21 protein-coding genes are annotated in these 19,168 nt (G+C 46.4%); all 21 read right to left on the bottom strand.

Annotation, left to right across the window (positions count from 1 at the left end; genetic code table 11):
* Positions 1-14: 14 nt before the first annotated feature.
* The 21 genes from atpB to murA all read right to left on the bottom strand — a co-directional run bounded on the left by atpB (position 15) and on the right by murA (position 19,005).
* Positions 15-737 (bottom strand): F0F1 ATP synthase subunit A, encoded by a 723-nt coding sequence (atpB, locus tag ACGTNI_RS09265; protein ID WP_062442433.1) that lies wholly within the window; start codon positions 735-737, stop codon positions 15-17.
* A 22-nt stretch (positions 738-759) separates the two neighbouring features.
* Positions 760-1,128, bottom strand: coding sequence for an ATP synthase subunit I (locus tag ACGTNI_RS09260; protein WP_085506259.1), 369 nt, complete (start codon positions 1,126-1,128; stop codon positions 760-762).
* 1 nt (position 1,129) lies between these two features.
* Positions 1,130-1,348 carry an AtpZ/AtpI family protein gene (locus ACGTNI_RS09255; RefSeq protein ID WP_229717845.1) on the bottom strand — a complete coding sequence of 73 codons (219 nt, stop codon included), beginning with the start codon at positions 1,346-1,348 and terminating at the stop codon, positions 1,130-1,132.
* A 252-nt stretch (positions 1,349-1,600) separates the two neighbouring features.
* The gene (locus ACGTNI_RS09250; protein ID WP_394461824.1) at positions 1,601-3,778 is read right to left on the bottom strand and encodes a S8 family serine peptidase; all 2,178 of its coding nucleotides are present in this window, start codon (positions 3,776-3,778) and stop codon (positions 1,601-1,603) included.
* Between the two features lie 177 nt (positions 3,779-3,955).
* Entirely contained in the window at positions 3,956-4,588 is a 633-nt protein-coding gene (upp, locus tag ACGTNI_RS09245) for a uracil phosphoribosyltransferase (protein ID WP_062442441.1), read from the bottom strand.
* Positions 4,589-4,999: 411 nt separating this feature from the next.
* The gene (glyA, locus tag ACGTNI_RS09240; protein ID WP_394461822.1) at positions 5,000-6,235 is read right to left on the bottom strand and encodes a serine hydroxymethyltransferase; all 1,236 of its coding nucleotides are present in this window, start codon (positions 6,233-6,235) and stop codon (positions 5,000-5,002) included.
* A gap of 35 nt (positions 6,236-6,270) precedes the next feature.
* Positions 6,271-6,840: a TIGR01440 family protein gene (locus ACGTNI_RS09235; protein ID WP_394461820.1), complete on the bottom strand. Its 570-nt coding sequence runs from the start codon at positions 6,838-6,840 to the stop codon at positions 6,271-6,273.
* Between the two features lie 250 nt (positions 6,841-7,090).
* A complete protein-coding gene (gene rpiB, locus ACGTNI_RS09230; protein WP_085506264.1) occupies positions 7,091-7,531 on the bottom strand; it encodes a ribose 5-phosphate isomerase B in 441 nt (146 codons plus the stop codon).
* 74 nt (positions 7,532-7,605) lie between these two features.
* Positions 7,606-8,229, bottom strand: a complete 624-nt coding sequence (locus ACGTNI_RS09225; protein WP_394461818.1) for a low molecular weight protein arginine phosphatase — start codon at positions 8,227-8,229, stop codon at positions 7,606-7,608.
* A 67-nt stretch (positions 8,230-8,296) separates the two neighbouring features.
* On the bottom strand, positions 8,297-8,845 hold the full coding sequence (locus ACGTNI_RS09220; RefSeq protein WP_394461816.1) for a manganese efflux pump MntP: 549 nt from the start codon (positions 8,843-8,845) through the stop codon (positions 8,297-8,299).
* A gap of 62 nt (positions 8,846-8,907) precedes the next feature.
* Positions 8,908-9,954, bottom strand: coding sequence for an L-threonylcarbamoyladenylate synthase (locus ACGTNI_RS09215; RefSeq protein ID WP_394461814.1), 1,047 nt, complete (start codon positions 9,952-9,954; stop codon positions 8,908-8,910).
* Positions 9,955-10,157: 203 nt separating this feature from the next.
* Positions 10,158-10,568, bottom strand: a complete 411-nt coding sequence (locus tag ACGTNI_RS09210; protein ID WP_394461812.1) for a hypothetical protein — start codon at positions 10,566-10,568, stop codon at positions 10,158-10,160.
* Between the two features lie 57 nt (positions 10,569-10,625).
* On the bottom strand, positions 10,626-11,243 hold the full coding sequence (spoIIR, locus tag ACGTNI_RS09205; RefSeq protein WP_394461810.1) for a stage II sporulation protein R: 618 nt from the start codon (positions 11,241-11,243) through the stop codon (positions 10,626-10,628).
* A 64-nt stretch (positions 11,244-11,307) separates the two neighbouring features.
* Positions 11,308-12,174: a peptide chain release factor N(5)-glutamine methyltransferase gene (prmC, locus tag ACGTNI_RS09200; RefSeq protein ID WP_394461808.1), complete on the bottom strand. Its 867-nt coding sequence runs from the start codon at positions 12,172-12,174 to the stop codon at positions 11,308-11,310.
* A 1-nt stretch (position 12,175) separates the two neighbouring features.
* Positions 12,176-13,246 carry a peptide chain release factor 1 gene (gene prfA, locus ACGTNI_RS09195; protein WP_394461806.1) on the bottom strand — a complete coding sequence of 357 codons (1,071 nt, stop codon included), beginning with the start codon at positions 13,244-13,246 and terminating at the stop codon, positions 12,176-12,178.
* 118 nt (positions 13,247-13,364) lie between these two features.
* Complete coding sequence (locus tag ACGTNI_RS09190; protein ID WP_394461804.1) at positions 13,365-13,760, bottom strand: hypothetical protein; 396 nt, start codon at positions 13,758-13,760, stop codon at positions 13,365-13,367.
* Positions 13,761-13,872: 112 nt separating this feature from the next.
* Positions 13,873-14,478 (bottom strand): thymidine kinase, encoded by a 606-nt coding sequence (locus ACGTNI_RS09185; RefSeq protein WP_394461802.1) that lies wholly within the window; start codon positions 14,476-14,478, stop codon positions 13,873-13,875.
* A gap of 173 nt (positions 14,479-14,651) precedes the next feature.
* A complete protein-coding gene (locus tag ACGTNI_RS09180) occupies positions 14,652-14,897 on the bottom strand; it encodes a type B 50S ribosomal protein L31 (RefSeq protein WP_394461800.1) in 246 nt (81 codons plus the stop codon).
* A gap of 137 nt (positions 14,898-15,034) precedes the next feature.
* On the bottom strand, positions 15,035-16,336 hold the full coding sequence (gene rho / locus ACGTNI_RS09175; protein ID WP_085506274.1) for a transcription termination factor Rho: 1,302 nt from the start codon (positions 16,334-16,336) through the stop codon (positions 15,035-15,037).
* A 356-nt stretch (positions 16,337-16,692) separates the two neighbouring features.
* Positions 16,693-17,661, bottom strand: a complete 969-nt coding sequence (gene glpX, locus ACGTNI_RS09170) for a class II fructose-bisphosphatase (RefSeq protein ID WP_394461798.1) — start codon at positions 17,659-17,661, stop codon at positions 16,693-16,695.
* A gap of 57 nt (positions 17,662-17,718) precedes the next feature.
* Positions 17,719-19,005: a UDP-N-acetylglucosamine 1-carboxyvinyltransferase gene (gene murA, locus ACGTNI_RS09165; protein ID WP_394461796.1), complete on the bottom strand. Its 1,287-nt coding sequence runs from the start codon at positions 19,003-19,005 to the stop codon at positions 17,719-17,721.
* Positions 19,006-19,168 lie beyond the last annotated feature (163 nt).

The following is a 19,168-nucleotide window of genomic DNA, read 5'->3' as shown; positions in this document are numbered from 1 at the left end:
TTTTAAAACTTATATTAATGGTCGGTGCTAACCTTGTGAGATAGATAGACCATTGTCAACATGGTGAAAATAAATGCCTGGATAAACCCGATGAATGTACTGAAACCTTGCCATGCAAGCATCGGGATAGCTGCTCCGAAGAATCCTCCGAAGCCGGAAACTGCAGTGGCTGCTAACATCGTTAACAGTACCTCACCTGCAAAAATGTTACCGTAAAGTCGCAAACCGAGAGTCAACGTGTTGGCAAACTCTTCAATGATTTTAAATGGAAGTAAAAATGGCAATGGACGGACAAATTGCTTTCCGTACTCTTTCACTCCATTCAGTTTAATACCATAATAATGGCTCAATACGACAACCATCGTCGCTAAAGTCAAGGTAATGCCGGCATCTGATGTCGGTGATTTCCACCATAAATCATTTCCGACGACTACCATCAAAATGACCCCGAGCATGTTCGCTACAAATATGTAGGTGAAAAGCGTCAGTCCAAGCGGCAAAAACCGTTTACCGGTACGCCAATCCATGTTCGAGCCAATAATACCTTTGACGAAGTCAATCAACCACTCAATGAAGTTCTGATACCCCGTGGGCTTTCGCTGCATATTGCGTGTTGCTGCTACACCGATGATGAAAACAATCAACGATGCAATAAACATCATCAACACGTTGGATAAGTTAAAATCCAGCCACGAAATCCCAAAAGCATCATTCCAAATCGGTGCTCCGTGATCCAACCTGTTCACCTCTCTTCTAATGCTAGTCTCTGGTTCTAAAAAATAAAAAATCTATCATAATGACAACGTAGGCTGTCATTAAACCCAATACAACTGCATGCAAATGGAAATATTCTTCAAACTGAAGAGCGATCAATACAGCCAGTGCCCCAGCCATTAATCGCGAAAAAGAGCCAATCCCCTTCACTGATTTAAGCTGGGCGGTAGCTTCGCCAAACTTGTCCACTTTCCGCTGCATCAACCAGAGATTGTAAAAACTGAGTGAACCTCCAAGAAGAAGTCCGAGGAATATACTGGTATAAGGGGTCAATCCCCAACCCAGTACAAATAATGCCAGAAGATAGAACATCCATTTCCGTTGACGGGTGATCATTTGCTGATACGCTTCCATGCTATTCGTCTCCCGTATATTCTCGTACTAAATGAATCGTTCCGTATGTACCTGCTCCTACCCCTAAAAATATACCGAGGATCAGAAAGAGTGGTTGAACAGCAAACTGTTCGTCGAGCCACTTCCCGAGGAATGCTCCAGCAAGTGGTCCGCCAGCCAACTGCGATACGATTGCACTCGTCAGCGCCATCGCTCGTAATGGATTTTTCGGTACCTTCAAACCCAACGCTCCCATCATTATTAGTGGATGGAAAACACAGTAGAATACAGTTATGAAAACCTTATCATTCCACACTAAGTAAGCATACAATAGGGGTTTTGGGATGTCAATGTGTTTGTGAGCAAAAATACATAAGAATTGACAATTTTCAACAGGAAATCCTCTTCCTGAAAAATGCCCTTTTAACATTATATAAGATTTTTGAAATTTGAAAAGAGACACCATAAAAAAAAGGACCTGTAAAGCCCTTTTTTAATGGAAATTATTGATTTCGACAGGAACGCCGTAGCTATAATGTTTATTTTCGTTTTCAACTGTGATGACAGCGATATAGCGCCCATCTTTCCCGATTTCCTGGCTGGAAAGCTCCCCTTCTACGACTCCTTGCTGCTGATCTGACAGCTCGAACAGCGTCCGTTCATGCATAAGCGTATCAGGGTTATACAGGTCCACCTTCACGTTGTCGGCGTCTTCAGGCAAGTAAAATTGGTAGTCATAAGTGGAAGAATCAAAGTCTGAAACTGCTATTTCAAAGCCCATGGCGCGCGGGTAATCACTCGTTTCCATCATGAATAAATAAGGTAGATCAAACGTTTGATCAGGGACAGCCATGCGGATCCAGCCCTGATGGAGGCCTTTATCAAGGAAAGCAGGCGTCACATTCAGTCCGATTTCGATGCTTTTCGACTGCTCAGGCGCCAGTGTAAAAGCTTTTGGAAGATCCCAAATTAAGCCATGTTTTTTCTTCGGAAGTGAAAAATGAACTTTTTGTGAACTTTTGCTGGTGTTCTTAATTTGGACCTTTATTTTCTTTTTTGGAAAGCTGCTGTTGAAGCGACCGAAGTTCAATTGGGCAGGTTCAATTTGCAGTTTCGGCTCTACCGCCGATGGAACATTCACCTTCCCCATCCCCTGTTCCGTGGGAGCAAGCAGATGCCCTTTTTTGTTTTTTAAGGGCGTGGCGGTCGATAGTAAAGCTGTTTTAATATCTTCCGGCTGCCATTCCGGATGTGCTTCTTTGATTAAAGCTGCCACTCCGGCAATATGAGGCGCGGCCATACTTGTACCCTGAAGCTCCTGATAGCCGCCGGGAATTGTGCTGTTGATAGCTACTCCAGGAGCCAGAATATCCGGTTTAATCGCCCAATTGGCCGTAACAGGACCCCGGGAGCTGAATGGTGCCAATGAATCGACGATATCCACATACTCTGTGTCCACCCAACCTGCTTTTGGGGAGTCACTCTGCTGCTTCAGCCATTCACCATCTTCTTCAGACACAGCTACTACAGGTATGTTAATCGAGCCATCATCAATCGTTCCCTGAAACTCTCCCGCTTCATTATTATATACAATCAATGCAATTGCTCCGTTTTTCTCAGCTAACTCAGCTTTTTCCGTGAATGGGACTTTTCCACGTTTCATAACGACAATTTTACCCTGGGCATTTTCGATTGGCTTATCACCCAGCCCGCCGTATACCAGTTGATAACGTTTGTCCAGCTTCCAATCGGTCGATCCCATCATCGGGATAAGTGGAATCTCTTTTTTTGCAAAACGATCGATCAATACGGGTATCTTCAAAGGCGGAGTCGATGCCCCAACCGTAATAGCCTTAGTAGCTGTAGCTGGTGAGCCGACTGTCCAATCATCCGGTCCTGTATTGCCGGCTGCTACGACAACAGTTGTTCCAAGTTCAACCGCTTTATCCACTGCAACACTTGTCGGCCAGTCTGGTCCGTTGACATCATTTCCGAGCGAGAGGTTGATGATGTCCATGTTATCTTTAACTGCTTCCTCCATGGCAGCAATGACATGGACTGAAGTTCCGAACCCTCCTGGACCAAGCGCTCGATATCCGTATAACTCCGCATCCGGTGCGATTCCTTTCATCTTACCATTAGCCCCAATTACCCCGGCAACATGTGTGCCGTGAATGGTCGGGCTTTCTTCTGTACTTTCCATCGGATCGTCATCGAAATCAAATACGTCAAAGCCGCCTTTGTAATTGGCAGCAAGGTCAGGGTGGGTATAATCAAGACCAGTATCAATGACCCCAACCTTCACCCCTTTTCCTGTAAAAGGAACAGTTCGTTTTTCACGGTTTTCCTGCAGCAAAAATGGCACCGATTCGTTTAGATTCTCATCCATCGTTCGATAGGTCTGAACCGGATGCTGGTTGACAATCGCTTCTATTTTGCTCAGTTTGGACAGGTGAGCAGGCTTTCCTTTTACTGCTATGCCATTAAAAACGGTGTCATATACTGCCATCACTTCCAAACGAGGGAGCATTCGCTCTATATCTCTTTTGACAAAATGAGGATCACCATCGACCTCAATGATTCTCGTGACTTCCTCTTTATCCTCTGGTTGTTCAAATCCGAGTAGTATGATAAATGTTACACAAAATAGTATCAGGTACAGAAATCGCAATGTCGTCAAGCCCCTTTCGTTGCTTCTATTATTTGAAAAAACAAGCGGGCTATACTTGCGAGAGGTTATAAATAAGTAAAATTGGCAGGTGGCTTATTGGCTGCACAGGCCTTTCACCGTATAAAAAAAGCCCTGCCTCCCTAGTAGGGGCGGCAAGGCTCTGAGTGAATATAAAATTTATTTCGTTCCGAACAAACGGTCGCCGGCATCGCCAAGACCTGGGACGATATAGCCTTTTTCGTTCAACTTTTCGTCAAGAGCAGCGAGATAGATATCTACATCCGGGTGCTCTTTCTGTACAGCTTCGACACCTTCAGGAGCAGCAACGATACACATCAGGCGAATCTGGCGTGCGCCGCGTTTCTTCAAGGACTCGATAGCCGCATTCGCAGAACCACCTGTTGCGAGCATCGGGTCGAGAACGATCAGTTCACGCTCTTCAATATCGCTTGGGAGTTTCACATAGTATTCAACAGGCTGGAGTGTTTCTGGATCCCGGTACAACCCGACGTGTCCTACTTTAGCAGCCGGAATAAGCTGGAGCATTCCGTCCACCATGCCAAGCCCTGCACGTAAAATCGGTACGAGTCCGATTTTCTTTCCGCTCAATGCTTTCGCCTTCGCTCCGTCCACGACTGGTGTATCGATTTCCACTTCTTCAAGAGGCAGGTCACGTGTAATTTCAAAAGCCATCAAGGCAGCCACTTCATCTACCAATTCACGGAAATCTTTCGTACCTGTGCTCTTTTTCCGTATGTATGTCAACTTATGCTGGATTAACGGGTGATCCAATACGTACACTTTTCCCATTGCCGATCCACTCCTTATTAAATAGTAATTTTCCATAATCCCTTAAATTTTGCATCCTTCAAATTGTACATAATAATATGCATTCCTGCAAGGCACATCACAAAGGAAAATATCCCCTTATTCAACACAACGAATGGAAAGTCGAAGACTTGATTTTGAGATTTTTTGGATCCGTTGCCTAGTCAAGAGAAAGGGTGACTGGGAAACGGTTCGCTTTCCTGCGGGGGAGCCGCCGAGACTCCGATGGGAGTATAGTACATGGTGAGATCCCGCAGGGCTTTAGCCCGAGGAAGCTCACCGTACGCCCATGGAAAGCGAGTGATTTCCCGGACCTCCAGGGGCGCTCAACCGTAACGGAAACATCATAAGAAAGTCCCGCTGCCGATAAACGGAGCGGGACTTGGTTCTACGTTATTGATAAAGCGGGAATTGATTCGTCAAACGAAGCACGCGGTCTTCTGCTTCTTTCAGCTTCGCTTCATCTTCATGGTTTTTCAATGTGAAAGCGATGATTTCTGCGATTTCGTCCATTTCCTTTTCACCAAAGCCACGGGAAGTGACAGCGGCTGTACCAATACGGACACCACTAGTTACAAACGGACTTTCCGGATCGAATGGAATGGTATTTTTATTGGTTGTAACACCAATATCATCCAGTGCTTTTTCCGCTACTTTACCCGTCAGGTTCAACGGGCGAACATCTAATAGAAGCAAGTGGTTATCCGTGCCACCAGATACGATGCGGATCCCATGCTTTTGTAACGACTCGCCAAGGCGCTTGGCATTTTTAACCACCTGTTCCGAGTAAGCTTTGAAATCTTCCTGCAGTGCTTCATAGAAGGAAACAGCTTTCGCAGCAATAACATGCATCAATGGACCACCCTGCATACCTGGGAAAACGGACTTATCAATTTTCTTAGCGAATTCTTCTTTGCAAAGAATCATACCGCCACGAGGTCCGCGCAATGTCTTATGCGTGGTTGTGGTAACAAAATGAGCATGAGGAACAGGGTTCGGATGGTGACCGGTAGCCACTAAACCAGCGATATGAGCCATATCAACAAGTAAATAGGCATCTACCTCATCAGCAATCTCACGGAATTTAGCAAAATCAATCTTGCGGGAATACGCACTGGCGCCAGCAACGATCATTTTCGGCTTCAATTCCTTCGCGCGTTCCAGAACAGCATCATAATCGATTTGTTCTGTCTCTTTATCAACACCATAATCTTCGAAATTGTAAAGCTTACCACTGAAGTTGACAGAGCTTCCGTGCGTCAAGTGACCACCATGATTCAGGTTCATACCAAGTACAGTATCGCCAGGTTCAAGGACAGTGAAATAGACTGCCATGTTCGCCTGCGCACCGGAATGTGCCTGCACATTGACATGGTCAGCTCCAAACAATTTTTTCGCGCGGTCACGGGCAAGATTTTCGACAACATCTACATGTTCACAGCCACCATAATAGCGGCGGCCAGGATAGCCTTCCGCATATTTATTGGTCAGTACTGATCCCATCGCTTCCATGACTGCTTCAGAAACGAAGTTCTCCGATGCGATCAGTTCGATTTTTTCCTGCTGGCGTTTCTTTTCCGCTTCCATTGCCTCGAATACTTCTAAATCCCTTTGTTTGACTTGTTGCATGTTCAGTTCCCCTCTCTATTTCCATCAAATTTGATTTAATCACAATCTGCTTCCACTTGAGGTTTCTTATAAACCGCACGTTCGCCGCCAATCAGACGGGGTCTCGTCCGGGCAGCTGTCAGGTGAGCTTTCCCGATCGTCTTCTGGTTAAACCGAAGCGGGACGGCCACACGCTTTAAATGCATACCGATCATCGTATCACCGATGTCGATACCGGACTCAGCTTTGATTTCCTCGACAACGACTGGGTCTTCCATATGGTTATAGGCGTAAGCAGCCATCGCTCCTCCCGCTTTTGGGACCGGGATAGCCGATACTTGCTCGTACCCTCGTTTTTCCATCGTCGTTCGTTCCATCACAAGGGCTCGATTCAAATGTTCACAACATTGGAAGACGAGCTCGACTCCTTCGTTCTCTTTCAATCCCTGAAGTTCTTCAAACAACACAGCAGCAATTTCTTCACTCCCGGAAGTGCCGATCCGCTCGCCGGCGATTTCGCTGGTCGAGCAGCCAATGACGAATTGTTCCCCAGCTTTCAAATAATTACTGGCGGACAGTTCCTCTACAAGCTTCTGGACATCTTGCCGGATGGATTCCTTACTCATGATGCAGGAACACCTCCATGAGGATATAATATAAAGCTTTGTTATATTTTAGCATTGACCGGGATCCATTTCCAAAAGGAAACCATAGATTTATCCTCTATCGCCATGGCCAATGTAGAATAACTTTGTGCTTATCGCCAATTAATTTTTGGGAAAACCGACTTTACCCCTTTAAAATGTTAAATTTTCTTAAAGCGGAAAAGGAGAAGCGTATCCCTAAGGCTTCTCCAACACTCTATTTTCTATTCTATTATTTATTTTCGTATTCGGCAATCTTTCCTACGCGGTTGGCATGACGACCACCTTCATAGTCAGTCGACACCCAGGTACGGACGATTTCTTCGGCAAGGCCCGGTCCGATGACACGCTCGCCCATGCACAGGACATTGGAGTCATTGTGCTCCCGTGTTGCTTTGGCGCTGAACAAGTCATGGACAAGGGCAGCACGGATGCCTTTCACTTTATTGGCAGAAATGGTCATACCAATGCCTGTACCACAAATCAGGATCCCTTTATCGAATTCGCCACTTGCGACACGCTCTGCCGCCGGCAAAGCGTAATCGGGATAGTCGACAGAACCTTCACAGTCGCATCCGATATCTTCATATTGAATGCCCAACTCTTCCAGTACCGCTGCTGCTTGTTTTCGTAAGTTTGTTCCTCCATGGTCGGAGGCAAGGATAATTTTCATGCTGACACCACTCCTTCATCTACTAACAGTATTGTAACGTGTCAGACGATCAAATGGAAGCGGTGAAAAATTACTTATTTATCGTCATTCTGGTTCTTCTCCAGTACTTCTAAAAGCAGAACGACATTCTTCTCTATCTCTTTCATCGTTTCGTGATAGATTGTTTCATTTCCCCCAAATGGGTCACTGATATCAAAACTCGGGAGGTTACTTTCCATCTTACGGATTTCTTCCAAATCATCTTTTAATGCTTCATATAGTTTTTCCTGCATTGTTTCTTCATCATAGTCATTCCGGTGTTTGTTGATAAACTGGATCCGTTTCTCTTCAATTTCCGTATAAGCCTGTTTCAGATCTTCCCAATCGGAAGACTTATCCTTGGCTGCATATTCTTTCAGAGTAAAATATTTATCCTGCCACTGATCGTATTGCATGGCGAGTGATTGTTTATGCTGTTCGCTCATCGTCAAAACGAGGTCCGCCCATTCCAGCAGCTCTGGTGTTACAGGCTGGGATTGATGTTCGAAGTCGATTCCTTGTTTATTCAGCACTTGTTTCGCTCCATCAGAAATGGGCATTCCATTTCCGGCAAAAATACCTGCGGATTGAACGGTTACATTGCCGGTTCTATTTTTGAGTAATGCTTCTGCCATCGGGCTGCGGCATGTATTTCCGGTGCAGACGAACAGTATATTCATGTCCTGAACTCCTCCTAGTATCCCTGTTTCTATCCTTCTATTTTACCATAGGAGAAAGGTTGAAACATTAGAACAGCATGTTGAGACCGATGGCACACAATATGCTGCCGCCAAGCAATTCACTATATACACCAAGAAAGCCTTTCGCTTTCCGCCCTAGCAGGAAGCCTGTCCATGTAAGAATCATGCTCATTACTCCAAACATCAATACTGCCATCAGAACCCCGACACCGGAGATGCCTAGGCTCAGACCGGCGGAAAAACTGTCGAGACTGACACTGAAAGCGAATAGGACGACACCGATCCCGATAGGCGACTGAGGCTTTTTATCATCCCGGAAGGAAGAAAAAAACATGTGAGCGCCAATCCCCATCAACAACAGTCCTCCAACCAGCATGGTCATATCATTCAACGGCGCAGACACAAGCTTGCCGATAATTATTCCGATAAATGGCATGAGGATGTGGAAAATACCCACTAACATACCTAAGAAAAATATTCGTTTCAATCGCATCCGCTGCATTCCCATGCCCAACGACACCGAAAACGCATCCAATCCGAGTGCGAATGCGAGTATAAATAAGGATGTGAACTCCCCTAACCAAACGGTTTCCATAGAAAAACCTCCCCGGACATGCTATCTCACTATATGCGGGGAGGTGCTTCGATATGCTTTTATCAAAATTGGTTAATTTTCTTAACAGCCGCTTTTTGCAGGCGGTTCATAATTGCTTCACCATAATCTTTTTCCGGAAAAGCTTCGCAAAGAATGACATCGACATCCGCTTTTTTGAATTCGCGGAGCGCGCTATATAGATGTACGGCAACTTCTTTCAAATTTTCCCGGGAGCCGCAAGCAAGAACACGCTGATCTGGCAGCTGCCCGGCCAATTCATTGCTGGCGATAATCCCGACACGGCTGCCGTCCTGTTCAATGGTATAAAGCTGATCCTTAAAAAACTGGTCGTCTCCATCAATCAACCATAGTGGTGCTTCTGGAGCATAATGGGTGTATTTCATTCCGGGGGATTTCGGAGCTTCCTGTTGAGAAGCAAGAGCAGGGTCCATCATAGTCGTGCCGACAGCTGCTTCCATTTGCTGCCTAGTAATGCCACCGGGACGCAGAATGATTGGGATTTCACTGGTACAGTCGACTACCGTGGACTCAAGACCAACCCCCGTTGCACCACCATCAATCAAACCCGCTATCCTTCCGTTTAAATCCTGATAGACATGATCGGCAGTCGTCGGGCTCGGCCGCCCTGAGCGGTTGGCACTTGGAGCCGCCAGTGGTACTTTACATGCTTCCAATAACGAAAGGGCGACAGGATGGTCAGGTATTCGTACGGCTACTGTTGATAACCCGGCTGTAACATTTTGGGCAGCGGCGCCACTGCTTTCCATGACCAATGTCAGTGGCCCCGGCATGAACGCTTTCATCAATTTTTTAGCCATCTCCGGAATTTCAGTTACCAGCTGGTGCACTTGTTCAGGCTGTGCCACATGAACAATAAGCGGGTTGTCCGAAGGCCGTCCTTTGGCTTCAAATATACGTCGCACCGCCTGTTCACTGGTTGCATCAGCGCCCAGTCCATACACGGTTTCTGTCGGAAAGGCTACTACCTCCTGTTGTTTCAGTAGTTCAGCTGCTCGATTTATATCGTTTTGGTGCGCCTCTATACGCATCGGATCTATTTTCCACACTTTTGTTTCTGCAGGCATCATTCTTTATGCTCCTTCACAAATCGTCTATTGCTATTATGCGACGGGAGCTCTCAGGAAGCAAGTAAAGGAGTTAATCACAAGTTATTCACATTTTGTATACACCACCATAATTACAAAAGCCTGTAATTCCATGTTTTGTGTAAGTTTTACACAGGTCACTCCACTTATCCACACAATTTACCCACAGACGTGCATAAATTTTCTCAATTGGATACATAAATCCAGGAATTCTCTGTGGATAAGTTAGCACCTGTTGGTAACTGCTCAGAACCTGAGGGCTTGAAATCGAAATGCCTCAACAATGTGTCCAGCTGTTGTGAGTGACTGTTTACGACAACTGACTCATATTCTGATTGGTTAATGTCTGCAATGATGGCTTGAAAAATCACCAGTAATAACTCTGGTGTCGCCTCGCTGAATAAGGTCAGCTGTTTCAACTGCACCGTCGATTGTCCCATTGGTTTCAGCAAATAGCTGCCAAGCAGCATCTGGCCTTCCTGGATCAAGAATCCATCCGAAAGGAGTTCGTCACGATTCCAGGTAACATTTGCCGGGTGGTTATACTTATTTTTTAATAGTTTCCAGTGTTTTTCTTCCAGCTTAATAATTTCCATAACAAAAACACACTCCTTTTCTATCACTAATCTATGAAAAGGAGTGTGCGAATTATGCTAAGAAAATAGAGATTTAATCTGATTCCAGACTTTTACGAGGAAAAATTCTACTTCTACTTCCTGTGTTCCTGGCTGCACGCTTGTTTCCTGACCTGTGTCTGCAGCGGACGCTGTGGAAGTACCGTTGCCAAAATCGAGGAAACATAGCGGCGGGAATAATACGCACCACCAATTATCGCCTTTGCCTGCTCCCAGCGTAATCAAAATAGCTTCATACGTGCCAGCCGGGTAGATAAAATTACCGTACAGCTTAGTCGGGAATTCCACCCGATCATCGTATTTTACCTGATAGGCCTGATCCACTTCAGCATCTTCCAGTGTGTCAGCAACGATCTTCTCTACCTCTCCAATTCGCCGTTCGATCAGTGTCCTTGCTGTTTCGATCGATGTCAGCTTTTCAACCCAGGTGGTAATTTCCTCATTGACTTTGTCGCGGATCTCCCGCTTCAATTCCTGATCGGCTTCTCCATTGCTGTTAGCCAGTATCCGAAGACGAATCGCCTCATCCGGGATAACCTGGTATTCCGGTCCAGTAGTTGTTGCCCCTGTTGTTGTTATCGGTGAAGCTGTTATAAAAATCGTAATAATAATAAGCGATATAAGTGCTTTTTTCATTGTTCCTGCCCCCTTCTTGTTTTCAAGTATGGGCAGGATAATCTGTTTTTAAACTCTTAATCTATTAATTTTCTGCTATTGCGAAAATCATGCGTGGCTTTCCATTGATATCAGTACGTATTTCAACTTGATAGACAGGCAGCTCCTCTTCCATAATCGCTCTGACTGCTTCCCCCTGTTGATGGCCGATTTCGAAGACGATCAGCTGAGGACTGGAAGCTGATTGCTTTATCTGTCTGGCGATTGTCCGATAGGCAGCAAGACCTTCGTCCTCTGCAAATAACGCCAGGTGAGGATCGAATTGACTGACTGTTTCGGAAAGCTCTTCCTGTTCGACATAGGAGATATACGGCGGATTGGAAACAATGATATCAAATTCCTGGCTGGCGACCGGTGAAAGGAAATCTCCTTGGTGAAAGATGACTTCCGCACCAAGGTTCTTCGCATTTTGACCGGCCACTTGTAAGGCTTCTGCCGAGATGTCTGTTGCATGCACCTCAACATTTTCCGCTTCAAGAGCGAGTGTACAGGCAATCGCCCCACTCCCGGTTCCAAGATCTACGATTTTCAAAGGATTGGAGCGGGATGTCTGGTGAAGCAATTGCAGCACTCCCTCAACCAGCTCTTCTGTCTCCGGTCTTGGCACTAGGACATCAGCGTTGACCGTAAATCGTCGTCCATAAAATTCCGCCCAGCCAGTCAAGTGCTGGACCGGTATCCCCGTTTCCGCATGCTGCTCAACATCCTTTACAAAAGGTTTCCGTTTATCATCCGGAAAAGGGTCGCGTCCATGGACAAGCAGTCCGGTATAGGTCATATCGAGATGATGCTCGAGCAGCCAGTCTGCGACACGCTCTTCGCGGTAATGTGTTTTTAAAAAAAGAGAAGCCCAACGCCGGGCTTCCTCAATAGTGGTAAAAGCTCTTTCCATGTTATTCACCAATCTGTTCCAGTTTTTTCGTCTGTTCTTCCACAATTAAAGCATCAAGAATTTCATCCAGCTTGCCTTCAAGAATCTGATCAAGCTTTTGGATCGTCAAGCCAATTCGGTGATCAGTGACACGGCTTTGCGGGAAGTTATACGTACGGATTCGTTCGGAACGGTCTCCGGATCCGACAGCAGATTTACGGTTCTCATCATACTCCGCCTGTGCTTCCTGCTGGAACTTATCGTAAATACGGGCACGGAGGACCTTCATCGCTTTTTCTTTGTTCTTAATCTGTGACTTTTCATCCTGACACGAAACGACAACTCCCGTAGGTTCGTGTGTCAGACGCACGGCAGACATGGTCGTGTTAACACTCTGACCGCCTGGACCACTGGATGCGAATGTATCGACACGGATATCCTTATCATGAATTTCCACTTCGACTTCTTCTGCTTCCGGAAGTACCGCTACAGTCGCTGTCGAGGTGTGAATACGACCGCCGGATTCTGTTTCCGGTACACGCTGGACACGGTGAGCACCATTTTCATATTTTAGCTTGGAGTATGCCCCCTGTCCATTCACCATAAAAATGACTTCCTTATAGCCGCCGACATCATTTTGATGAGATTCGATGACCTCGACTTTCCACCCCTGTGTCTCTGCGTAGCGGGTATACATACGGAATAAATCCCCAGCAAATAAAGCTGCTTCATCACCACCGGCTGCCCCGCGAACTTCCATAATGACGTTTTTATCATCATTAGGGTCTTTCGGCAGCATCAGGAACTTCAACCGTTCCTCGAGTTCTTCTTTTTGCGGGTTCAATTCATCGATTTCTTCTTTTACCATTTCATGCATATCATCATCCAGGTTATCCTTCAGCATCACTTTTGCATCGTCCAATTGGGTGCTGATCTCTTTATATTCCCGATAAGCCTGAACAGTTTCCTCGAGGTCCGACTGCTCTTTGGAATACTCGCGCAATTTATTAGGATCACTGATGACCTCCGGATCACTGAGGAGTTCATTCAATTTTTCATAACGATCTTCAAGGGATTGCAAACGTTCTAACATGTTGATCCACCTCTTTCTCTATAACAGTCTAATTATATTATAGAGACCTGGCACTTACAAGATGACGGGTTAAACTAAAAAAAGAAAGGCAGCTTTTTAGCCGCCTGGAGATGATATATCAGCGTACTCGCACTTCGATATCGTATCGTGGTACGGCACGGTATATTGCCTGCTCAATTTGCTCTTCCCACTCTTCGCGTTCACCGTCTGCCAAACGGCCATTATCCACATTTGCCGTTACTCGGACGATCGGACCTTCTAATATGACGCGTTCTACTTCGACTCCCGGGACACTTTCAGCAGCCTGTTTGACTTTTTCCCTATCCTGCTTTAACCCCCAGCTGTCACCGACGTTATTGATTGTACGAGGGTTATCGATTTGCGAGCCTCTTTCTTCTGGATGCTGTGTATCCATCAGGTCCTGGGTAGGTCCCTGGCCTTGTTCATCCGCTCCTCCGCATGCGGCGAGGAGAATCGCTGTAAAAGCCAGTATTGCAGTCACATGATATTTCATGAATTTCCACTCCTTGCACTTTTTCTTAGCATGCCCGCGGAGTTGAATAATATGAATGTATAGCCATCAAAAAAGCACCAAAACCGATAAAGGGCTTTGGTGCTTTGGTTGTTTAATTGGAAATTTTGGCTTTCAGCTGCGATTGCCTGGGCTTGTTTGGTACCTCATGGTGGTGACGGCAGCGGGGCTCGTATGATTCTGATGCTCCGACCAGGATGATCGGGTCGTCATAGGAAGCTGGCTTTCCATCAATCAAACGCTGCGTACGGCTCGCCGGTGAACCACAAACCGGGCAGATCGCATTCAGCTTTGTTACCATTTCACTCAATGCCATCAATTCCGGCATACACCAGAATGGTACACCACGGAAGTCGGTATCAAGGCCTGCGACTATGACACGGATACCTTTATCTGCAAGCTCCTCCACGACGTCTACTACTTCCTCATCAAAAAATTGCACTTCATCAATACCGACAATATCGATGGTATCATCGACCGCCTTCAAAATTTCTCTGGAGTGCTCTACAGGGCGGGCGAGCACGGAGGTGCCATTATGAGAGACGATTGCATCTTCGGAATAACGATCGTCGATCAAGGGCTTGAACACCCGAACAGACAGATTGCCATATGTAGCACGGCGAACACGACGAATCAACTCTTCGGACTTACCACTGAACATACTGCCACAAATCACTTCTACCCAACCGCTTTGCTTCATCACATACTCGCTCCCTTCCCGAATCTCCATCTCGAACAAACAGGCTTTAACACAGAAGAAGAGGGCTGACGGCATTCCTGCGACAGCCCTCTTTCGTACAAAAAAACAGGCAAAGTTAGACAATTTGCCTGTTTTTCGCGTGAATTCGTCTATCCCTATCAGGATAACGAAGATTACTTAATGTTATATTTTTTCTTAAAGCGATCGACACGTCCGCCTTCTTTGTCAGCTTTTTGCTTACCTGTGTAGAACGGGTGAGAAGCTGAGCTGATCTCCACGCGGATCAATGGGTAAGTGTTGCCATCTTCCCATTCGATAGTTTCGCTGGATTCCTTAGTGGAACCAGTTAGAAACTTGTAATCAGAACTTGTGTCTTGAAATACGACTTTGCGGTATTCTGGATGAATGCCGTTTTTCATGTTCTTCCACTCCTTTTTGCCCTGAATCCTTTGGAAACAGAGTTATTGTAAGAGCCGTATCAGGCAGAATCTACCCTGTCTCGAAACTCACATAGAATGATTATAACAGGGGCATTTTTGCAATGCAAGAACTTGTTTTATTTTCCTGAAGTCTGTGTCCTTCTCCCTGTCGATTTGCCTTTCATCTCTTTATCCATGATATCGAAAAACTCTTCGTTATTCTTTGAAGTTCTCAACCTTCGTAAGAAACGCTCCGCGAAATCAGGCGTATCGGACAATGTTTTGCGGACCGCCCACATTTTTTCCAGATGCGCTTTCGGAAGCAGCAATTCCTCTTTCCGTGTACCGGAGCGAAGAATATCAATTGCCGGGAAGATACGGCGCTGGGCCAGGCTGCGATCCAAATGAAGTTCCATGTTCCCGGTACCTTTGAATTCCTCATAGATGACATCATCCATGCGGGAACCCGTATCGACGAGTGCGGTAGCTAAAATCGTAAAGCTCCCGCCTTCTTCAATATTACGGGCAGCCCCAAAGAATCGCTTCGGACGGTGGAACGCTGCCGGGTCGATTCCTCCGGAAAGCGTACGGCCGCTCGGCGGTATTACCAGGTTGTAGGCACGTGCCAGACGTGTGATGCTGTCCATCAAAACGATGACATCACGCTTTTGTTCTACGAGACGCATGGCACGCTCGAGTACCAGCTCAGAGACTTTGATATGGTTTTCCGGTACCTCATCAAATGTTGAGCTGACGACATCGACATCGGCAGCTACAGAACGTTCGATGTCTGTTACTTCCTCCGGTCGTTCATCGACGAGCAGAATGATCAGCTTGGCATCGGGATGGTTTTTCGAAACACTGTCTGCGATTTCCTTCAGCAGCATCGTTTTCCCTGCTTTTGGTGGTGCCACAATCAGTCCACGCTGTCCGAACCCGACAGGAGCCATCATATCCATCACTCGGGTTGAAATGTTCTTGCTTTTTGTTTCCAGCTTCATCATTCGATCCGGATATAGCGGCGTCAATGCCGGGAAGTGGACACGTTCTTTCGCTGTCTCGGGATCTTCGCCATTGACGGCATCGACATGCAGGAGGCCGTAATAACGTTCATTTTCTTTTGGTGGACGGACTTTACCAGATACTTTATCTCCGTTCCGCAAATCAAAACGACGAATTTGGGACGCAGAAATATAGATATCCTCCGCGCTAGGTGAGTAATTGATCGGACGCAAGAAACCGAACCCTTCTGATGGGATGATTTCCAGGATCCCGTCCATGAATAAATAGCCGCCTTTTTCGGCCTGTGCTTTCAAAATCGCAAAAATCAGTTCGCGTTTTGTGAGTTTAGCGTAATAAGACACTTTGAACTGCCGTGCCAGTGCATATAAATCTTTGAGAGTCAACGTTTCTAAATGAGAGATTGTCAATTCAGCCACAAAATCACCACACTATTATATTTTTGTTACTTGTCCGTCTGCCGTCTCGAGCCCTGCAACACTATCTATCTAACGAAAAATGAAACGTAGGAGGGGACAGCCATACACTTAGCAAAAGATGCTGTACTTTTAGCAGAACACTTCTTAGGAAGTGAGAGAAGATATTCTCGAAGCTATAATCAGAAGCTTACAGAGGTTTTTCACTATTAACGGGTTGATTAAACTTTAATCATTTTAACTCTTTTCCATGAAACTATTCAATATAAAACATAAAAAAAATCAAATTACTTTCCTATACGTTTGTTTTGCGGCTTTTATAAGGGAAAAGGAAGCCGTCAGGACGGCTCCCTTGCCAGTTATGGTCTCATTACTAGATTCGGTTTCTTTTTCAAACTGTGGTCACCGTCGATAAAACGGACAGTCCCTGATTTGGCACGCATGACGACAGTCTGGGTCGTTGCTTTCGTTCCTTTGAACTGGACACCTTGCAGCAATTCGCCGTCTGTTACGCCGGTAGCGGCAAAAATCGCGTCATCACCGGAACAAAAATCGTCCATGTACAGGACTTTGTCGATGTCTGCAATGCCCATGCTTTTGCAGCGCTCCAGCTCCTCATCGTTAGCAGGGAGCAGCTTGCCTTGTATTTCTCCTCCAAGGCACTTCAATGCCGCGGCAGCAAGTACTCCTTCCGGGGCGCCGCCAGAGCCAAACAGAATATCAACGCCGGTATGATCAAATGCCGTGTTGATGGCTGCTGCTACGTCACCATCCGGGATCAGTTTGATCCTTGCGCCAGCTTGACGGATTTCTTCAATGATCCCTTCATGGCGTTTTCGGTTCAAAACAATAGCAACAACATCTTCCACATCTTTATTCTTCGCCTCAGCTACCGCCTTCAGGTTGTCCGCAATCGAAGCATTGATATCTACTTTTCCTACTGCTTCCGGGCCGACTGCGATTTTATCCATATACATATCAGGGGCATGAAGCAGGGCACCATGATCGGCAATCGCAATTACCGCGAGAGCATTCCATGTCCCCTGTGCCACAATGTTGGTCCCTTCCAGAGGGTCGACAGCAACGTCGACACGTGGACCGTATCCATTACCGAGCTTCTCCCCAATATAAAGCATCGGCGCCTCATCCATTTCCCCTTCACCAATAACAACAGTACCTTTCATCGGGATGGTATCAAAGACGTCGCGCATGGCAGATGTCGCTGCGTCATCCGCTTCCTCTTTTTTCCCTCTTCCCATCCATCGTGCCGATTTAAGTGCCGCCGCTTCAGTGACACGTACTAATTCCATTGTCAAACTTCTTTCCATGGTTTTTCCTCTCCATTCATATCTGAATTTTTCCTCATCTCCATGGAAACTAAGATCCTATGAATTCTGGAACTGCTCTACTTCTTCTTCGGTCATTTTTTCATGCCAGATGGTCGCACCAAGATTCGTGAGCTTCTCTACGAGGTCCTCATATCCTCGCTCGATATGCTCGATTCCGGTGACTTCTGTAATCCCCTTTGCCATCAGACCAGCAATAACAAGTGCTGCTCCGGCACGGAGGTCGGTCGCTTTGACTTTCGCCCCTTGTAACGGAGATGGACCTGCCACAATCGCGGCTCCACCTTCCACTTTAATGTGGGCATTCATACGTCGTAGTTCATCGATATGCTTGAAACGCGCCTGATAGATTGTATCAGTGACGACACCTGTTCCGTATGCTTTTGTTAAAAGCGACGTAAACGGCTGCTGTAAATCCGTTGGAAAACCTGGATGCACGAGTGTTTTGATATCGACGCTCTTCAGCTTTTCGCTCGTTTTGATGAACAATTGCTCATCGCTTTCTTCCACCGTGACTCCCATCTCACGCAATTTGGCAAGCAGGGATTCCAAGTGTTGAGGAATAACGTTGTCGATCAGGATTCCATCCCCAAGCGCTGCTGCAAGAATCGTATAGGTTCCCGCTTCGATACGATCAGGAATAATGGTGTGGTTACAGCCGCTAAGTTGATCCACACCTTCAATCCGGATGACATCGGTTCCTGCACCTTTGATCTTCGCCCCCATACTGGTAAGCAATGTCGCTACATCAATGATTTCCGGTTCCTTGGCAGCATTTTCGATAACCGTTTTCCCTTTAGCCCTTACCGCTGCCAGCATAATATTGATGGTCGCGCCGACACTGACGACATCCAGATAGATCCGTGCCCCGCGCAACTCTTCTGCACGCAGATAGATAGCCCCCTGCTCATTGGTCACCTGCGCCCCAAGCGCTTCAAAGCCTTTGATATGCTGATCGATTGGGCGAGGTCCAAGATGACAGCCGCCTGGAAGACCAATGACTGCTTTTTTGAACCGGCCAAGCATCGCTCCCATGAAATAGTAGGATGCTCGCAGCTTTTTCACTTTTCCATTCGGCAATGGCATAGAAATCATTTCACTCGGATCGATTTCAATCGTCTGCCCTTCTTTTTTCACTGTACCGCCGATTTCCTCGAGCAGGTCGCCCAAGATCTGCAGGTCAGAAATTTTCGGCAGGCCTTCGATCGTGACTGGAGAATCCGCCAGAATCGCCGCCGGAAGCAAAGCAACCGCGCTGTTTTTCGCACCACCGATTCTGACTGTCCCCTCTAATCTTTTTCCGCCTTCTACAAGTAATTTTTGCATGGCTAACTCCTCGCTTTTAAGTCCTGCAATCCACCCGCAAATGTCAGGCTGTTAGCAAGCATTCACCGGCGATTGTCCGATTGATTGACTTCCCGGTACTCTTAATAGAATCCAGATTTCAGTCAACTTATTCCTGCGCTGTTAGTTTGTACAATTTTACCAA

The sequence above is a fragment of the Thalassobacillus sp. B23F22_16 genome (assembly GCF_043496955.1).
Taxonomy (GTDB): domain Bacteria; phylum Bacillota; class Bacilli; order Bacillales; family Halobacillaceae; genus Thalassobacillus; species Thalassobacillus devorans_A.
Note: the sequence above shows the minus strand (reverse complement) of the source record. Positions and strands in the feature narration are given on the sequence as shown.